Consider the following 14348-nt stretch of genomic DNA (forward strand, 5'->3'; position numbering starts at 1 on the left):
ACCGGGACGGGCCGGCTCACAACACGCGGAGGACGAAGCACTTCAGGTAGCGCGTCTCGCGCAGGTTGAGCAGTACCGGGTGGTCCTTGCCCGCGCCGCGCTTCTCGATGATCTGCACCCGCCGCTTCGCGTCCGCCGCCGCCGAGGCCAGCATGTCCTCGAAGCCCTGCTCGTCGATGTGGTACGTGCAGCTCGCGGAGATGAGGTAGCCGCCCGGCCGCAAGAGCTGCATGGCGCGCAGGTTGATCTCCTTGTACCCGCGCAGGGCGCCCTCGATGGCGTCCTTGTTCTTCGCGAACGAGGGCGGATCCAGGACGATGGTGTCGAAGCGCCGGCCCTCGTCCACGGCGTCGCGCAGGAAGTCGAAGGCGTTGGCCACCACCACGTCCACGTTGGGCAGCTTGTTGGCGGCCGCGTTCTCGCGCAGCTGGGCCGCCGCCTGCTCGGAGATCTCCACGGCGGTGACCTTCTGGGCCCGCGTGGCGAGCTGCAGCGCGAAGCCCCCCACGTACGAGAAGCAGTCGAGCGCCTCGCCGAAGGCGTACTGCGAGGCCATGACGTGGTTCTCCCGCTGGTCCAGGAACGAGCCCGTCTTCTGGCCCTCGAGCAGGTCCGCGCGCACGCGCACGAGCCCCTCGTCATAGGGCACCGGTCCGGGCTGGGTGCCGTACAGCACGCCCTTCTCCTGGGGCAGGCCCTCCAGCACTCGCACGCCCACGTCCGAGCGGTTGACGATGGCGCGCGGCTTGAACAGCTCCACGAGCAGGTCGGTGAGGAGCTGCTTGCGCTGCTCGGTGCCGGGGATGAGGAACTGCACGCTCAGGTAGTCGCCGTAGCGGTCCACCACGAGGCCGGGGATCAAATCGGCCTCACCGTGTATCACGCGGTAGGTGTTCTCCCCGGGCAGGGCGCGGCGGCGCATCGCGTCGGCCTGGGCCAGGCGCTGGCGGAAGAAGTCGGTGTCCACCGGCACGTCCTCGTAGGAGAGCCAGCGCAGCGAAATCTTGGAGTGCTTCGAATAGAAGGCCTTGCCGAGGAACCAGCCGCGGGCGTCCACGACGCGCACCACCTCGCCCCCCTGGAGGGCGGGGTCGCCGTTGAGGTCGGCGCGGTAGATCCACGGGTGGCCGGCCTGCCAGCGCTCGACGCCCCGGCGGACGAGCGAGACCTGGGGGAGCCCGTCCTGGCCGATGTCCGGGGTGGACCGGTCCGGGGCGGGCTTCTCCGGGCGCTGGGGGGGGCGCTTGTTGCGGCCGGGGGGGCCACCGGGGCGGCGATCGTGACGGGGTCCTGGGGTTGGCTTGGGCATGGCTGGTGCGGCGTATACTCCAAACCGCGTGAGATACGACCTGCTCCTTCAATCCATGGTCCCGGGGACGCCTTTCGACAGCGCCCGGGTGGACGCCCTCCTGGAAGCCCGGGGGGCGAAGGCCCAGCCGGGCGGTGGGCGGACCTGGCTGCTGGAAAACGGCGCGGTGGAGGTGCACCCGCTGCGCGAGGGGGGCCAGTGGGTGGCCACGGAGGTGCGCATCCCCCTGGAGCACCAGAGCGAGCTCGTCCGCGAGGTGGTCTCCAAGGGGGCGGAGCTGGCCCGGGAGGCGGAGGTCCGGTTCTTCGATCCGCAGTTGGGGCGCGAGCTCAACGCCCACGACGATGGGGTGGTGGCGGACCAGTACGAGCGCACCGCGCGCTACGCGGGGGAGATGCTCGGGGTGGGCTCGGCCATGCCCGTCGACACGTCCACGAGCGAGGGCTTCCAGCCGACGACGAGGTTCGTGGTCGGGGCCGTGGTCTTCTTCACGCTGCTGTACCTGCTGGTCAGCTGGATGAACACGCAGCTCGGAGGCTGAAAAAAGAGGAGGGGCCTCCGCGCGTTCCTCCGGGCGCTGGCGGGCTCCAGGCGTTAGGTTGGGCAGGTGTTCAAGTACCTTCTGCTGGCGTTCACGGTCGTCCCCTTCATCGAGCTGTACCTGCTGCTGGCCATAGGCCGCGAGGTGGGTTTCTGGCCCACGGTGGCCGGGGTGCTGGTCACGGGTGTGGTCGGTGCCTGGCTGGCCAAGAAGGAGGGCTTGCGGGTGCTCCGCCGCTGGCAGGAGTCGCTGGCGCAGGGCCGCATGCCGGACGAGGGCCTGGTGGGTGGGGTGCTCGTCCTGGTGGGTGGGGTGCTGCTGGTGTCGCCGGGGGTGTTCACCGACGTCGTCGGGCTCTTGCTGCTGTTCCCGCCGACGCGCCGGCTCGTGGCCGCGCTGGTGCGCCGGAGACTCGAGCGCCGCATGGCGGAGGGCACGCTGCGCGTGACGACCTTCCAGTCAGATTCCTTCGCTGGAGGAAATCCCTTCGAGCCGCGAGTCACACGGCCGCGAATCCACCAGAGACCGGGGAACGAAACGGACGCGGAGTTCACCGAGGAATAGAGGAGTACGGGCGCACCTTTCCCCTCGCCCCCCGGGAGAGGGACGGGGTGAGGGTGCCCGTCCCCGTCCTGCTGCCGGTGCATCAAAGGACGCGCTGGTACTCGCGGACCCAGAACTTCATCACGCCCTCGCAAATATCCTCCAACCGCTGGCACTCGAGCTCACGGGGCTTGTCCATCTCGAGGTTCGCGTCCACCAGCAGCTCCTTCCGGGCGTTCCACAGCTCGAGGCGGACGTGGGTGGCATCCGTGCGAGAGGCGCGGGCATACAGCCTCAAGCGCTTGTTGCGGTGCTCGAAGTCCAGCGAGAGCGGCTCCGGCTGGGAGGGTGACAGTGAGTAGACGCCCGTCACGGCGGGCACCTGGAGCAACAGCTGCACGGGGGGCTGGTGCTCGACGGGAGTCTCCATCGCGAGCGAGTGCTGGCCGGTGATGCGCACGGCCATGAAGTCCAGGGTCTGGGGGTGCTGAGGGGAGACGGGGGTGACGGTGAGCAGCTTCCGCGAGCCCTCGATACGGGCGATGACGCCCTCCCGGTTGCGGATGTCGCCGGAGCAGCGCTTCTCGTCAGCGCAGTCGACGGAGAGGCGCCAGTCGGCGCGGGCATCGGGGCAGTCCTTGGGGACGTCGAGCTGGACCTGGGCCTTGGGGGTGAGGACGAGGCTCTGGGTGCTCGGGGTGCGGCAGACGAAGTCCACGTCCACGGCGAGCGCGGTCACCTTGACGGGAGGGGTGGGGGACTCCTTCTTCGGATTCTGGGTCTCATCCGCTGAGAGCAGCAGAGCGAGCACGAGGGCGGAGAACATGCCCCTGGTCTAACCCACTTGGGGACCCTGGACGAGCGGGTGACGGAAGTACCGCTGAACGACAGAGCCGCATCTCCGGACGTCCAGAAGGCGTCGCGGGCTCCGGTCGCCCATGGTGCCGGGAAAATCTTTGCCCATGTTGGGAAGCACCGCCCTCACGGAGTGCTCCATGCCGAACGTTCTCCCCCGCAGCGCTTCCCTCGTGCTCCCCCTGCTCGCGCTCATCGTGGGCCTTGCCTCCGGATGCATCATCACGGACTACCACGGTGAGTGCGGGGACGAGCACCACTCCTGTGCCGACGACTCGGATTGCCACTCCAACCAGTACTGCATGCGCGGGATGTGTGAGGACACTCCGCTGGATTCCAAGTCCTGCACCACCTCGCGGGACTGCGCTTCCGGAGACACCTGCGTCAATGGCGTGTGCAACCACGCGTGCTCTCGTGACTCGGACTGCGGCCGGGGTGCATGGTGTGATGGTTACTACTGCCGCTCGAGGACGGGTGACGGTGGTACCCGGCCTCCTCCTGGGGACGCGGGCACGCCGCCGTCTCCCGGGGACGCGGGCACGCCGGGCAACTGCGTGCGCAACACGGACTGTGCCTCGGGCAGCTACTGCATCAACGGCGCCTGCATCCGCGGCTGCTCCTACGACTCACAGTGCGCCTCCACGGAGACGTGCGCGAGTGGCCTGTGCCGTCCGCGCCCGTCCCCCGCGTGCACCAGCGCGGCGCAGTGCGCCACCGGCTCCGATTGCGTGGACGGTGCATGCCGCTCGCCCTGCACCTCCAGCACCACGTGCCCCAGCGGCTCCGTGTGCGGGATTGGATACTGCATGCCCTCGTCCACCCCGAGCAGCGGCAAGGCGTGCTCCGTCAACTGCGACTGCCCCTCGGGCGAGCGCTGCGTGGAAGGCGTCTGCCGCATCTGAGCCCGCGTCTCAGCGGCCCCCGGCGCGAGGCGCCACCATGCGCCAGCAGCGGTGGATCTCCTCGCGCTGGAAGTCCTCGGGGATGGAGCCGGGAGTGAGCTCCTCCACGGCCTCGTAGCCGCGGACGGCGGTGTCCTTCAGCTCGAAGCCGAGGAAGTTGGTGGAGAAGTAGAGGACGCCGCCGGGGTTCATCAGCTCCCGGATGCCCTCCAGCATGCGCACGTGGTCGCGCTGCACGTTGAAGGTGCCCTGCATCTTCTTCGAGGTGGAGAAGGAGGGCGGATCGCACACCACCAGATCGAAGGTCTGCTCGGGGTCCTGGCGCTGGTCCTGGACCCAGGCCATGGCATCGGCGCGCAGCAGGGCGTGGCGCGGGTCCGACAGCCCGTTGAGCGCGAGGTTCTCCTCTGCCCAGTCCAGGTAGGTGTTGGACAGGTCCACACTGAGGGTGCGGGAAGCCCCGCCCGCGGCGGCGTAGACGGTGAAGGCGCCCGTGTAGCAGAAGAGGTTGAGGAAGCTCTTCCCCTTCGCCTCGTCACGCACCTGCGCGCGCGTGAGCCGGTGGTCCATGAAGAGGCCGGTGTCCAGGTAGTCGCCGAGGTTCACCCAGAACTTCAGCCCCTGCTCCTCCACCACGAGGCGCTCGGTGCCCTCGCCGACCCGGCCGTACTGCGAGCGGCCCCAGGGCTGGGGCAGGTGCGTCTTCACGTGGACGCGCTCGGGGGGCACCTCCAGCACGGTGGTTACGGCGGCGAGCACCTCGGCCCGCTGCTCCTCCAGGCTCTTGAGGGCCCGGCGGCGGGGGTACTCCACCAGGTGCACCCGGTCCGCGTAGAGGTCCACCGCGTAGGTGTACTCGGGGACGTCCCGGTCGTACACGCGGAAGGCGGTGAGCCCGCGAGCCTTGGCCCACTTGCGAAAGTGCTTCACGTTCTTGCGCAGGCGGTTCTCGAACATCCCCACCGCCGTTTCGCTGCCCTGCGTCATGACTGCCCTGTCCTCTCCCGTACGACCGCGGCCCTCTCTTCTCCGACTCCCCGCCGTGGGGCAAGTCTTCCGGACGGGCGGCCGGGCCCGGCTGACACTCCCGGGGGGAAGGGGAGTGTGATAGGCCCCCGGCCATGCGCTTCGACACCCTCGCCATCCATGCCGGCCAGGAGCCGGATCCCACGACGGGCGCCATCATGACGCCGGTCTACCTGACCTCCACCTACGTCCAGGCGGGCCCCGGGGAGCACAAGGGCTTCGAGTACAGCCGGACCCAGAACCCCACCCGCAACGCGCTCCAGGACTGTCTGGCGGCGCTCGAGGGGGCGAAGCATGGCCTCGCGTTCGCCTCGGGTCTGGCGGGCTCGGACATGCTGATGCACATGCTGGAGTCCGGGGACCACGTGGTGGTGTCCGACGATGTGTACGGCGGCACCTTCCGCATCTTCGACAAGGTCTTCCGGCGCCACGGCCTGAACTTCTCCTGGGTGGACCTGTCCAACCCGGACAACTTCGAGAAGGCCATCACCCCGAAGACGAAGATGGTGTGGGTGGAGTCGCCCACCAACCCGATGCTCAAGCTGATCGACCTGGCGCGCATCGCGGAGACGGCGAAGAAGCGGAACATCCTCTCGGTGTGCGACAACACGTTCATGACGCCGTACTTCCAGCGTCCGATGGACCTGGGCTTCGACGTGGTGACGCACTCGACGACGAAGTACATCAACGGCCACAGCGACGTGGTCGGCGGCTTCGTGTGCACCAGCAACGAGGAGCTGGCGCAGAAGATGTACTTCCTGCAGAACGCAGTGGGCGGCGTGCCGGGCCCCATGGACTGCTTCCTGGTGCTGCGCGGTGTGAAGACGCTGGGCGTGCGCATGGAGCGCCACGCGCAGAACGCGCTGAAGGTGGCCCAGTTCCTCGCCACGCACCCGAAGGTGCAGAAGGTCACCTACCCGGGCCTGGAGAGCCATCCGCAGCACGCGCTGGCGCGCAAGCAGATGAAGGGCTTCGGCGGCATGATGACCTTCGACATCAAGGGCGGGCTGGAGGCGGCGCGCAAGTTCCTCAAGACGGTGAAGATCTTCGCGTGCGCCGAGTCGCTCGGTGGCGTGGAGTCGCTCATCGAGCACCCGGCCATCATGACGCACGCGTCGGTGCCCAAGGAGACGCGCGAGCAACTGGGCATCTCGGACGGGCTCATCCGGCTGTCGGTGGGCATCGAGGACGCGCAGGACCTCGTGGATGACCTGAAGCAGGCGCTCGACGTGGCCTGAGCCGGGTCCGAATCCCGGGACGAGGGCCTCACGCTCCAGGGTCACGGAGCGGAGGCCCTTCGTATTTGACGCGCGGTGAAGCGCCGGGAATGACCAGTCTCTCGTACTCCGAGGTTCCTTCCACTGAATTGACCAGGGAGGGGGCCTCTTTGATAAACCGAGCCGCCCACCTGATCGCGAGCCCCCGCGTGGCCGGTGTGTGCCGTGGCTCTGTTTTCATCCTTACCCGTCAGTAGTCCAGGTCCTGGACCGTCCAGGAACGCCCCATGCCCTCCGCTCGAACCCGGACGCCCTTCTTCTCCGCGCTCGCCCTCGCTTCCCTCCTGGGGAGCGCGGCGTGCAACAAGCCACCCGAAGCGCCTCCTTCGGCCGCTCCTCCCGCCGTGGAGGTGGGAGCGATCACGTTGCAACCCTCGAGCATTCCGGTGCTCGATGAATTGCCGGGGCGCATCGCTCCGATGAGGAGCGCCGAGGTGCGTCCGCGCGTGTCCGGCATCATCGTCGAGCGCGTCTTCCGGCAGGGCGGCAGCGTGAAGGCGGGAGAGGTGCTCTTCAAGCTCGACGCGTCGATGTACGAGGTCGAGCGCGCCAGCGCGAAGGCCGTCTTGGCGAGGGCCGAGGTGACGGCCTCGGAGGCCCTCCAGCAGGCGCAACGGGGCGAGAAGCTCCTGGCCGACGGCGTCGTCACCCAGGAGCAGCACGAGACGCTCCAGGCGGCCCTCCGGCGTGCCGAGGCCGATGTGGCGGCGGCCAAGGCGGCGCTGCGCCGCGCGGAGCTCAACCTGGAGTACACGACGATCCGCGCGCCCATCGGGGGAAGGATCGGCCGGGCCCTGGTGACGGAAGGCGCGCTCGTGAGCGCGGGAGATCCCACGGCGCTCGCGCTCATCCAGCAGTTGGATCCGGTCTACGTGGACTTCACCCAGCCCGCGATGGAGCTCCGCCGCCTGCGCCAGGCCCTCAAGGACGGGCACGTCCAGGGCGGTTCCTCCGAGCAGGCGAACATCCAGCTGATCCTCGACGATGGTGCTCTCTATGAGAAGGCGGGGCGGCTGCTCTTCTCGGACGTCTCGGTGGATCCCGGCAGTGGCCAGGTGACGCTGCGCGGGGAGTTCCCCAATCCGGACGCGGAGCTCCTTCCTGGCATGTACGTGAGGGGACGCGTCGAGCAGGGCACCCTGAGCGAGGCGCTCGTCGTGCCCCAGCAGGCCATCCAGCGCGACAACACGGGCAAGTCCCAGGTCTTCGTGGTCGCGGGCAATGGCACCGCCGAGGTGCGCCCGGTGCGCGTCTCCCGCACCTACCAGGAGCAGGCGGTGATCCAGGAAGGCCTGAAGGCGGGTGAGCAGGTCATCGTCGAGGGCTTCCAGAAGTTCGGCGCGGGCTCACCGGTCAAGCCCGTGGCCTGGCGCACGACTGGCGCTGGCATCCAACCCTCCCAGCCCCGATAGGGCCTACCGCCATGCCTCGTTTCTTCATCGACAGGCCCATCTTCGCCTGGGTCATCGCGCTGTTCATCATCATGGGGGGCGTGCTCGCCATCCCCAATCTGCCGGTGTCTCAGTACCCCAACGTGGCGCCGCCGCAGCTCACCCTCTCGACCTACTACCCGGGCGCGTCGCCCGAGGACATCTACCAGAGCGTCACGCGCATCATCGAGGAGGAGCTCAACGGCACGAAGTCGTTGCTCTACTTCGAGTCGACCAGTGAAGCGACGGGAGCCATCACCATCACCGCGACCTTCGAGCCGGGGACGGACCCCGCCATGGCCGCCGTCGAGCTCCAGAACCGTGTCAAACGGGTCGAGCCCCGGTTGCCGCTGGTCGTGATGCAGCAGGGCCTGCAGATCGACGAGGCGGGCAGTGGCTTCCTCATGCTGGTGACGGTGCGCTCCAAGGACGGTTCCCTCGACGAGCTGGCCCTGGGGGATTACGTGGCGCGCAACGTGGTCAATGAGTTGCGGCGCATCCCGGGCGTGGGCCGGGCGCAGCCCTTCTCCTTCGAGCGCGCCATGCGCGTCTGGGTGGATCCCCTCCGGCTGCGGGGGGTGGGTCTCACCACCCAGGACGTGATGAACGCCATTCGCGCGCAGAACGCCCAGGTCGCGGCGGGCTCGCTCGGCGCCCCCCCGGACCGGCGACCCAGAAGGTCGCGGCGACCGTGCTGGTGAAGGGCCAGTTGACCTCGCCGGAGGAGTTCGGCGCCATCCTGCTTCGCGCGAACGCGGATGGCTCCTCCGTGCGCCTGCGGGACGTGGCCCGCGTGGAGCTGGGCGGGCAGAACTATTCCATCTCCTCACGGCTCAATGGCCAGCCGAGCGCGGCCATCGGTATCCAGTTGTCTCCCACGGGCAATGCCCTCGCGACCTCGACGGCGATCCGCGAGAAGATGGAGGAGCTGTCCCGGTTCTTCCCGGAGGGCATCGAATACGACATTCCCTATGACACGGCCCCCTTCGTGGGAGTGTCCATCGAGAAGGTCCTCCACACGCTCGCCGAGGCGGTGCTGCTGGTCTTCCTGGTGATGTTCCTGTTCCTCCAGAACATCCGCTACACGCTCATCCCCACCATCGTGGTCCCCATCGCCCTGCTCGGCACCTGCGGGGTGCTGTACGCGATGGGCTTCTCCATCAACGTGCTCACCATGTTCGCCATGGTGCTGGCGATCGGCATCCTCGTGGATGACGCCATCGTGGTGATCGAGAACGTGGAGCGCATCATGAGCGAGGAGGGCCTGTCTCCGCGCGAAGCCACGCAGAAGGCCATGAAGCAGATCACCGGAGCCGTCATTGGCATCACCCTGGTGCTCAGCGCTGTCTTCGTGCCCATGGGCTTCTTCCCCGGCTCGGTGGGCGTCATCTACAAGCAGTTCTCGCTGACCATGGTGGTGTCCATCCTGTTCTCGGCGCTGCTCGCCCTGTCCCTGACGCCGGCGCTCTGCGCGAGCTTCCTGAAGCCCGTCACCCGGGGGCATGCGCACGCGAGCACGGGGTTCTTCGGCTGGTTCAACCGCGGCTTCGAGCGGACGTCCCACGCCTATCGTGGGTTCGTGGGCCGCACCCTGCACCGGGTCGGCCGCTTCATGCTCATCTACGTCGCGGTGTTCGTGGCCCTCGGCTGGCTGTTCGTCCGGCTCCCCTCGTCCTTCATCCCGAGTGAGGACAAGGGCTTCCTCATCCTCGGGGTGCAGGGGCCAGCGGAGGCCACGGTCAACCGGACGCTGGACGCCGTGGTGCAGATGGAGAAGACGCTGCAGGCGGAGCCGGGGGTGGAGCGGGTGGTGGCCATCCTGGGTTTCAGCTTCTACGGCCAGGGCCAGAACGCGGCCTTGAGCTTCGCGACGCTGAAGCCCTGGTCGGAGCGAGGCGCGGAGGACAGCGCCAATGCCATCGCCGGGCGGGTGAACGGGGCGCTCTCGGCGGTGCGGGATGCCTTCATCTTCGCGTTCGCGCCTCCGCCCATCGAGGGCCTGGGAACCACGGGGGGCTTCTCCTTCCGGTTGGAGGACCGGGCGGGCCTGGGACAGGAGGCGCTCGCCGCCGCGAGGAATCAACTGGTGGCGGCCGCCGCCCAGAGTCCCATCCTCTCCGGCGTGGCGTTCGAGGGTCTGGAGAACTCGCCGCAGGTCGAGCTCCGCATCGATCGCGAGAAGGCCAGTGCGCTCGGAATCACGTTCGCCGACATCAACGAGACGCTCTCCACGAACCTGGGCTCGGCCTACTCCAGTGACTTTCCCAACGCGGGCCGGATGCAGCGGGTGATCGTCCAGGCGGAGGGAAGCCGGCGCATGCAGACGGAGGATGTGCTCGCGCTCAACGTGCGCAACCGCGAGGGGACCCTGGTGCCCTTGTCCACCTTCGCCACGGTGGACTGGCGGATGGGGCCCTCCCAGGTGATCGGCTACAACGGTTACCCCTCGGCCCGCATCGGCGGCAACGCGGCTCCCGGCCGTTCGAGCGGTGAAGCCATCCAGGAGATGGAGCGCCTGGCGAGCCAGCTTCCACGCGGGTTTGGTTTCGACTGGAGCGGGCAATCCCTGCAGGAAATCCAGTCGGGCTCGCAGGCTCCGTTCCTGATCGCCCTGTCGTTGTTGTTCGTGTTCCTGTGCCTGGCCGCGCTCTATGAGAGCTGGTCCATTCCCCTGGCCGTGTTGCTCGTCGTTCCCCTGGGAGTGCTCGGCTCGGTGCTGGCCGTCATGCTCCGGGGAATGGAAAACGATGTGTATTTCAAGGTCGGACTCATCACGATCATTGGCCTGTCGGCGAAGAACGCCATTCTGATCATCGAGTTCGCCCAGGAGCTCCGGGCACAGGGCAATCCGCTGCTGGACGCGGTGCTCGAGGCCGCGCAGTTGCGCTTCCGTCCCATTCTCATGACGTCGCTGGCCTTCACGCTGGGCGTGGTTCCGCTGGCCATCGCGAATGGGCCCGGCGCCGCCAGCCAGCGAGCCATTGGAACGGGAGTGCTCGGGGGAATGCTGTCCGCCACGGTGCTGGCGGTGATCTTCGTGCCGGTCTTCTACGTCTTCATCATGAGGCTGCTCAGCCCGCGGACCGTGACAACCGGAGAGGCGAGTCTCCCAGAAGCCACGAATTGAACCATCACCCCGCCGCCCAATTTCCCCCGCCCAATTTCCCCTCTCCCTCCGGGAGAGGGACGGGGTGAGGGTATCGGAAGTACCCGGGTTCGAATCCCGGCCGAGGGCCTCGCGCTTCCGTGTCTGGGAGCGGAGGCCCTTGGTGTTTCAGAACGGCGTCTGGCGGATGTAGTCGGAAGCCCCGCCCATCCGGGGATCATACAACCCGGAGGAGAGCTCGACCGGAAGCTCCACGTTCAGCTTCTCCTCACTCTGCTCGTTGGCGCCCGCCTTCAGCGGGGTGGTGACGGTCAGCTCGAAGGCACCCACGTTGTTGCTCTCATTGCTCTCGGAGACCACTCCATCCACGTCGGCGACCAGCAGGATGGTGTAGTTGCCCGGAGAAATGGAGGTGAACGTGATGGGCGTGGGCGACAGAGAGGAAGTGCCCGAGCCGGCCGCCACGGAAACCCCTCCGATGTAGGCCAGTGGGTTGTAGCTGGCATCGGCGAGGAAGAGGCCCACCGTGGAGGCGCTGCTCGCGGGGCACTGCGTGTACACATCGAACGAGATGTTGGTGGTGCCGCCGGGCTGGATGGATGCAGGGCTGAGCGTGCCCGCGGTGAAGAAGAAGTCGGGCTGCTTGGTGGTGCCCATCTGCGAGGCCGAGGACGAGACGATGTTGTTCACGTCCACCCGGCCCAGCACATACCAGGTCTGCGGCTGACAGGCCGCGACGATGCTCTGCCACAGCGAATACGTATTCGACGGCAGGCCAGATGCGGAGATGAAGCGCGTCTGCGTGCCCGTGGGCGGGCTGAAGGTCCCGTAGATGTTGGGGTTGAGCGTAATCTGGAAGGAGGCGAGCTGATAGACGCCGGTGCTGCCGGTCGGACTGGTCGACATGTAGAAGGTGACCTGGGCCGAGGCCAGCCCTGCCTTGCTACCCGTCATGGTGTAGTTGATGTTGAACCCGCTGCTGATGGGATTCGCCACGGTGGAGGGGACGCTGACGGTGAGCATCTGTACCTGCGCCGAGGAGGAACCGGCCGCGAGCAAGAAAAGGATTAGGAACGGAGCAGTGGCTTTCTTTGTCATGATGCCAGTGAACCTAACGAATCGAGTCTAAGCAGTCAAAATGGAAAAACCGGTCACGATCTCCACGGTTTGCCGCCACTGGGGGGACGGGGTTGAATGGTGTGCGTGGCCCCTGAACGCCCCAGCCAGAAGGAGGATGAGGAGGATCTGGCGGCGTTCGAGCTTCCGTTCTTCCAGCGCCTCGTCGTGCAGCTCTGGGCGATGGTGCTCGGGCTCATCACCCGGCTGACGGACGCGGTGTTGCTGGTGGGGCGTCCCGCGCTGGTGCGGCCCTACGTGGGACTGTGGCTCGCCGAGCGGCTGCGCTCGCCCTACCGGGCCCGGCGTTCCTTCGAGGTGGTGCTCGCGCTCCGGTCCACGGGCCAGCGCATGCGCGAGCTCATCTACGGGGAGACGCCCCTCATGTCGGCGCTCTGGGTGTTCCGGCGCGCCGGTGTGGGCCCGGGCAGCCGGGTGGTGGACCTGGGGGCGGGGCGGGGGCGGGTGCTGCTCGCGGCGCGGTGGCTCGGGGCCGAGGCGAGGGGCGTGGAGCTGCTCGCCGAGCATGTGACGCGCATGGCGCACTGGCTGGCTCCCGCCGGCATCACGCTCGTGCAGGGGGACGCGGCCCAGACGGACCTGTCGGACGCCACCCACGTCTTCACCAACTGGCTGGCGCTCACCCCGGAGACGAAGGCCCGGTTCGTGGAGCGTTTGCGCACCTGTGCGCCCGGCACGCGCGTGCTCACGGTGCTGCACCCCATCGAGGCGGAGGACTTCGTGCGCCTGTCGAGCCACCGGGTCCTCTTCACCTGGGGCCTCGAGCGCGTGTGGATCCACGAGTACCGGCCCTTGACGGGGAAGCCCACCCCTCCGACGTCCTGACTCCTTCGACGTGTTGCTCTGCCGTGAGGAGTGGGGGCAGGGGTCGGGTGTTGGAGCACCTCCTTCCATCCTTCTTACACGCCTTGGAGAGGGCGAAGGCGCGCAGTGCTTCACGGTGAGTGCAACCCGGGTTGTCGTGGCGGTGAGGCCAGGAGTGCTGGGTCCGGGTCGGCGCTGGCCGCTTACCTCTGAGGTGCGAGACACTGGCCACTGCTGTTCCTGGTCGTCCACGGGCCGGAGGAGCCAGACATGAAGCAGAGAGTTACGCATGTCCTCTACCTGCTACTGGTGGTGCTCTTGCTCCCGTCCGTACCGGTGAGAGCCGAAGCGGGGCTGCCGGTGTTGGAGCCGGTGGGGGTGAGCGGATACCAGGGGGAGGAGGGGCAAGGGCTGAGGCTGACCTTCAAGAGGCTGAGGCCGAACCCGGCACTGGCGCTGTGGAGGGTGGGGGAGGCGCGGGAGGTGGTGGCTGTGCTGGAAGGAGAATTCAAGGAGGCGAAGCCGAAGCCAGGGCCGCGTCTGCTGCCGGAGGCGCACACGCGGGCAATGGCGGGCCTTGTGCCTGCGCCGGATACCCAGCCGTCGGCGTTGGAGAGGCGGGTGAGGGAGGAGTACGAGGCGCTGCTGGGGCCCGCGCTGGTGGAACTGCCGGACTCGCTGGAGAGTGCCAGGTGGTTTCAGGCGCTGAAGCTCTCGCCACACTACATGGGGGCGGGGGTGAGGGAGGCTGCGCTGGAGTTGTTCGGCTCGCCCGCGGTGCTGTTGTCGGTGGGAACGTCCATGGTGCTGTACATGATGGCGTGGGCGGCGCCCGAGCCTGCATTGAAACACCTCTATTCCTTGGAATGGGGGTGACTTCGGTGACGTTGCCTGGGACTTCGTGGTCTCCTTCCTCGGGCGAGGGCCGCCTTGATTCGCCGATCGAGCGCGGGGGTCAGCCGGAAGCAGAAAGAGCCCTTCGGCAGGTCGCGCTCGGGCGTGAGGACGTGGGTCTTCACCCAGTAGCGCACCGTACTCTCGGAGACTCCGTACTTCTCGATGAGTCCACGGGTGGTGTAACGGCCATCAGGGAGGCGCGCTGGCAGCTGCGGACGGCCAGAGACGCCCGGCTGCTTTGCTGGTCTGTAGCCATGGCTCTGCGCCTTGGCCAGCAGCGCTTCCAGTTCGGGCGTCATCTCGAACCAGAAGGGACCTTTCTTCTTGTCGCGCACCGGCGTGATACGCCCTCGCCTCACCCAGTAGCGGACCATCGGAGCCGATACCCCGTAGTGCGCTATCAGGCCATGCATGGAATAACGTCCTTGCTCATCTCGCTCGGGCAAGGGCCCAGCCCGCCCTCCAGGACCATGTCCTGCTCGGATGTCATGTTCCCGGCGAAGCGCCCCCACCGTCGAACT

13 protein-coding genes and 1 pseudogene are annotated in these 14348 nt (G+C 67.7%); 9 read left to right on the top strand and 5 right to left on the bottom strand.

The window, feature by feature from the left end; genetic code table 11:
- Nucleotides 1-16 precede the first annotated feature (16 nt).
- A complete protein-coding gene (locus Q664_RS11215; RefSeq protein ID WP_084609738.1) occupies nucleotides 17-1309 on the bottom strand; it encodes a class I SAM-dependent rRNA methyltransferase in 1293 nt (430 codons plus the stop codon).
- Nucleotides 1310-1337: 28 nt separating this feature from the next.
- Between Q664_RS11215 and Q664_RS11220 the strand changes: the two genes are divergently transcribed.
- The gene (locus Q664_RS11220; RefSeq protein WP_084609740.1) at nucleotides 1338-1850 is read left to right on the top strand and encodes a hypothetical protein; all 513 of its coding nucleotides are present in this window, start codon (nucleotides 1338-1340) and stop codon (nucleotides 1848-1850) included.
- Between the two features lie 66 nt (nucleotides 1851-1916).
- Nucleotides 1917-2414 carry an FxsA family protein gene (locus tag Q664_RS11225; RefSeq protein ID WP_043393380.1) on the top strand — a complete coding sequence of 166 codons (498 nt, stop codon included), beginning with the start codon at nucleotides 1917-1919 and terminating at the stop codon, nucleotides 2412-2414.
- Nucleotides 2415-2496: 82 nt separating this feature from the next.
- Here Q664_RS11225 and Q664_RS11230 read toward each other — a convergent pair whose 3' ends face one another.
- Complete coding sequence (locus Q664_RS11230; protein ID WP_043393383.1) at nucleotides 2497-3219, bottom strand: hypothetical protein; 723 nt, start codon at nucleotides 3217-3219, stop codon at nucleotides 2497-2499.
- A 169-nt stretch (nucleotides 3220-3388) separates the two neighbouring features.
- On the opposite strand from Q664_RS11230, the gene Q664_RS57575 reads away from it, so the two are divergent.
- Nucleotides 3389-4150 (top strand): DUF7107 domain-containing protein, encoded by a 762-nt coding sequence (locus Q664_RS57575; RefSeq protein WP_160174383.1) that lies wholly within the window; start codon nucleotides 3389-3391, stop codon nucleotides 4148-4150.
- Nucleotides 4151-4159: 9 nt separating this feature from the next.
- Here the strand turns inward: Q664_RS57575 and Q664_RS11245 are convergent, their stop codons facing one another.
- Nucleotides 4160-5137, bottom strand: coding sequence for a class I SAM-dependent methyltransferase (locus tag Q664_RS11245; protein WP_043393391.1), 978 nt, complete (start codon nucleotides 5135-5137; stop codon nucleotides 4160-4162).
- A gap of 134 nt (nucleotides 5138-5271) precedes the next feature.
- On the opposite strand from Q664_RS11245, the gene Q664_RS11250 reads away from it, so the two are divergent.
- The 4 genes from Q664_RS11250 (at nucleotide 5272) to Q664_RS11260 (ending at nucleotide 11010) form a co-directional block, all read left to right on the top strand.
- A complete protein-coding gene (locus tag Q664_RS11250) occupies nucleotides 5272-6414 on the top strand; it encodes a cystathionine gamma-synthase (RefSeq protein WP_043393394.1) in 1143 nt (380 codons plus the stop codon).
- 266 nt (nucleotides 6415-6680) lie between these two features.
- The gene (locus tag Q664_RS11255; protein WP_043393397.1) at nucleotides 6681-7865 is read left to right on the top strand and encodes an efflux RND transporter periplasmic adaptor subunit; all 1185 of its coding nucleotides are present in this window, start codon (nucleotides 6681-6683) and stop codon (nucleotides 7863-7865) included.
- Between the two features lie 11 nt (nucleotides 7866-7876).
- Entirely contained in the window at nucleotides 7877-8584 is a 708-nt protein-coding gene (locus Q664_RS62625) for an efflux RND transporter permease subunit (protein ID WP_326938690.1), read from the top strand.
- Nucleotides 8575-11010 carry an efflux RND transporter permease subunit gene (locus tag Q664_RS11260; RefSeq protein WP_326938691.1) on the top strand — a complete coding sequence of 812 codons (2436 nt, stop codon included), beginning with the start codon at nucleotides 8575-8577 and terminating at the stop codon, nucleotides 11008-11010. The genes Q664_RS62625 and Q664_RS11260 overlap by 10 nt, the downstream gene beginning before the upstream one ends.
- A 147-nt stretch (nucleotides 11011-11157) precedes the next feature.
- Here the strand turns inward: Q664_RS11260 and Q664_RS11265 are convergent, their stop codons facing one another.
- Nucleotides 11158-12048 (bottom strand): CARDB domain-containing protein, encoded by an 891-nt coding sequence (locus Q664_RS11265; protein ID WP_043393400.1) that lies wholly within the window; start codon nucleotides 12046-12048, stop codon nucleotides 11158-11160.
- A 144-nt stretch (nucleotides 12049-12192) separates the two neighbouring features.
- On the opposite strand from Q664_RS11265, the gene Q664_RS11270 reads away from it, so the two are divergent.
- Together Q664_RS11270 and Q664_RS11275 are read left to right on the top strand one after the other, a co-directional pair.
- Entirely contained in the window at nucleotides 12193-12951 is a 759-nt protein-coding gene (locus Q664_RS11270; RefSeq protein WP_235216653.1) for a class I SAM-dependent methyltransferase, read from the top strand.
- A gap of 249 nt (nucleotides 12952-13200) precedes the next feature.
- A pseudogene (locus Q664_RS11275) lies at nucleotides 13201-13776 on the top strand (AHH domain-containing protein); the annotation flags it as partial.
- 8 nt (nucleotides 13777-13784) lie between these two features.
- Here Q664_RS11275 and Q664_RS57580 read toward each other — a convergent pair.
- The gene (locus Q664_RS57580; RefSeq protein WP_235216654.1) at nucleotides 13785-14162 is read right to left on the bottom strand and encodes a hypothetical protein; all 378 of its coding nucleotides are present in this window, start codon (nucleotides 14160-14162) and stop codon (nucleotides 13785-13787) included.
- Between the last annotated feature and the right edge of the window lie 186 nt (nucleotides 14163-14348).

This window comes from Archangium violaceum Cb vi76 (assembly GCF_000733295.1).
GTDB classification, from domain to species: Bacteria; Myxococcota; Myxococcia; order Myxococcales; family Myxococcaceae; genus Archangium; species Archangium violaceum.

Coding starts and splice junctions, on each gene's coding strand:
- Q664_RS11215 (WP_084609738.1), bottom strand. CDS start 1,309: ATGCCCAAGCCAACCCCAGGACCCCGTCACGATCGCCGCCCCGGTGGC.
- Q664_RS62625 (WP_326938690.1), top strand. CDS start 7,877: ATGCCTCGTTTCTTCATCGACAGGCCCATCTTCGCCTGGGTCATCGCG.
- Q664_RS11245 (WP_043393391.1), bottom strand. CDS start 5,137: ATGACGCAGGGCAGCGAAACGGCGGTGGGGATGTTCGAGAACCGCCTG.
- Q664_RS11230 (WP_043393383.1), bottom strand. CDS start 3,219: ATGTTCTCCGCCCTCGTGCTCGCTCTGCTGCTCTCAGCGGATGAGACC.
- Q664_RS11250 (WP_043393394.1), top strand. CDS start 5,272: ATGCGCTTCGACACCCTCGCCATCCATGCCGGCCAGGAGCCGGATCCC.
- Q664_RS11255 (WP_043393397.1), top strand. CDS start 6,681: ATGCCCTCCGCTCGAACCCGGACGCCCTTCTTCTCCGCGCTCGCCCTC.
- Q664_RS57575 (WP_160174383.1), top strand. CDS start 3,389: ATGCCGAACGTTCTCCCCCGCAGCGCTTCCCTCGTGCTCCCCCTGCTC.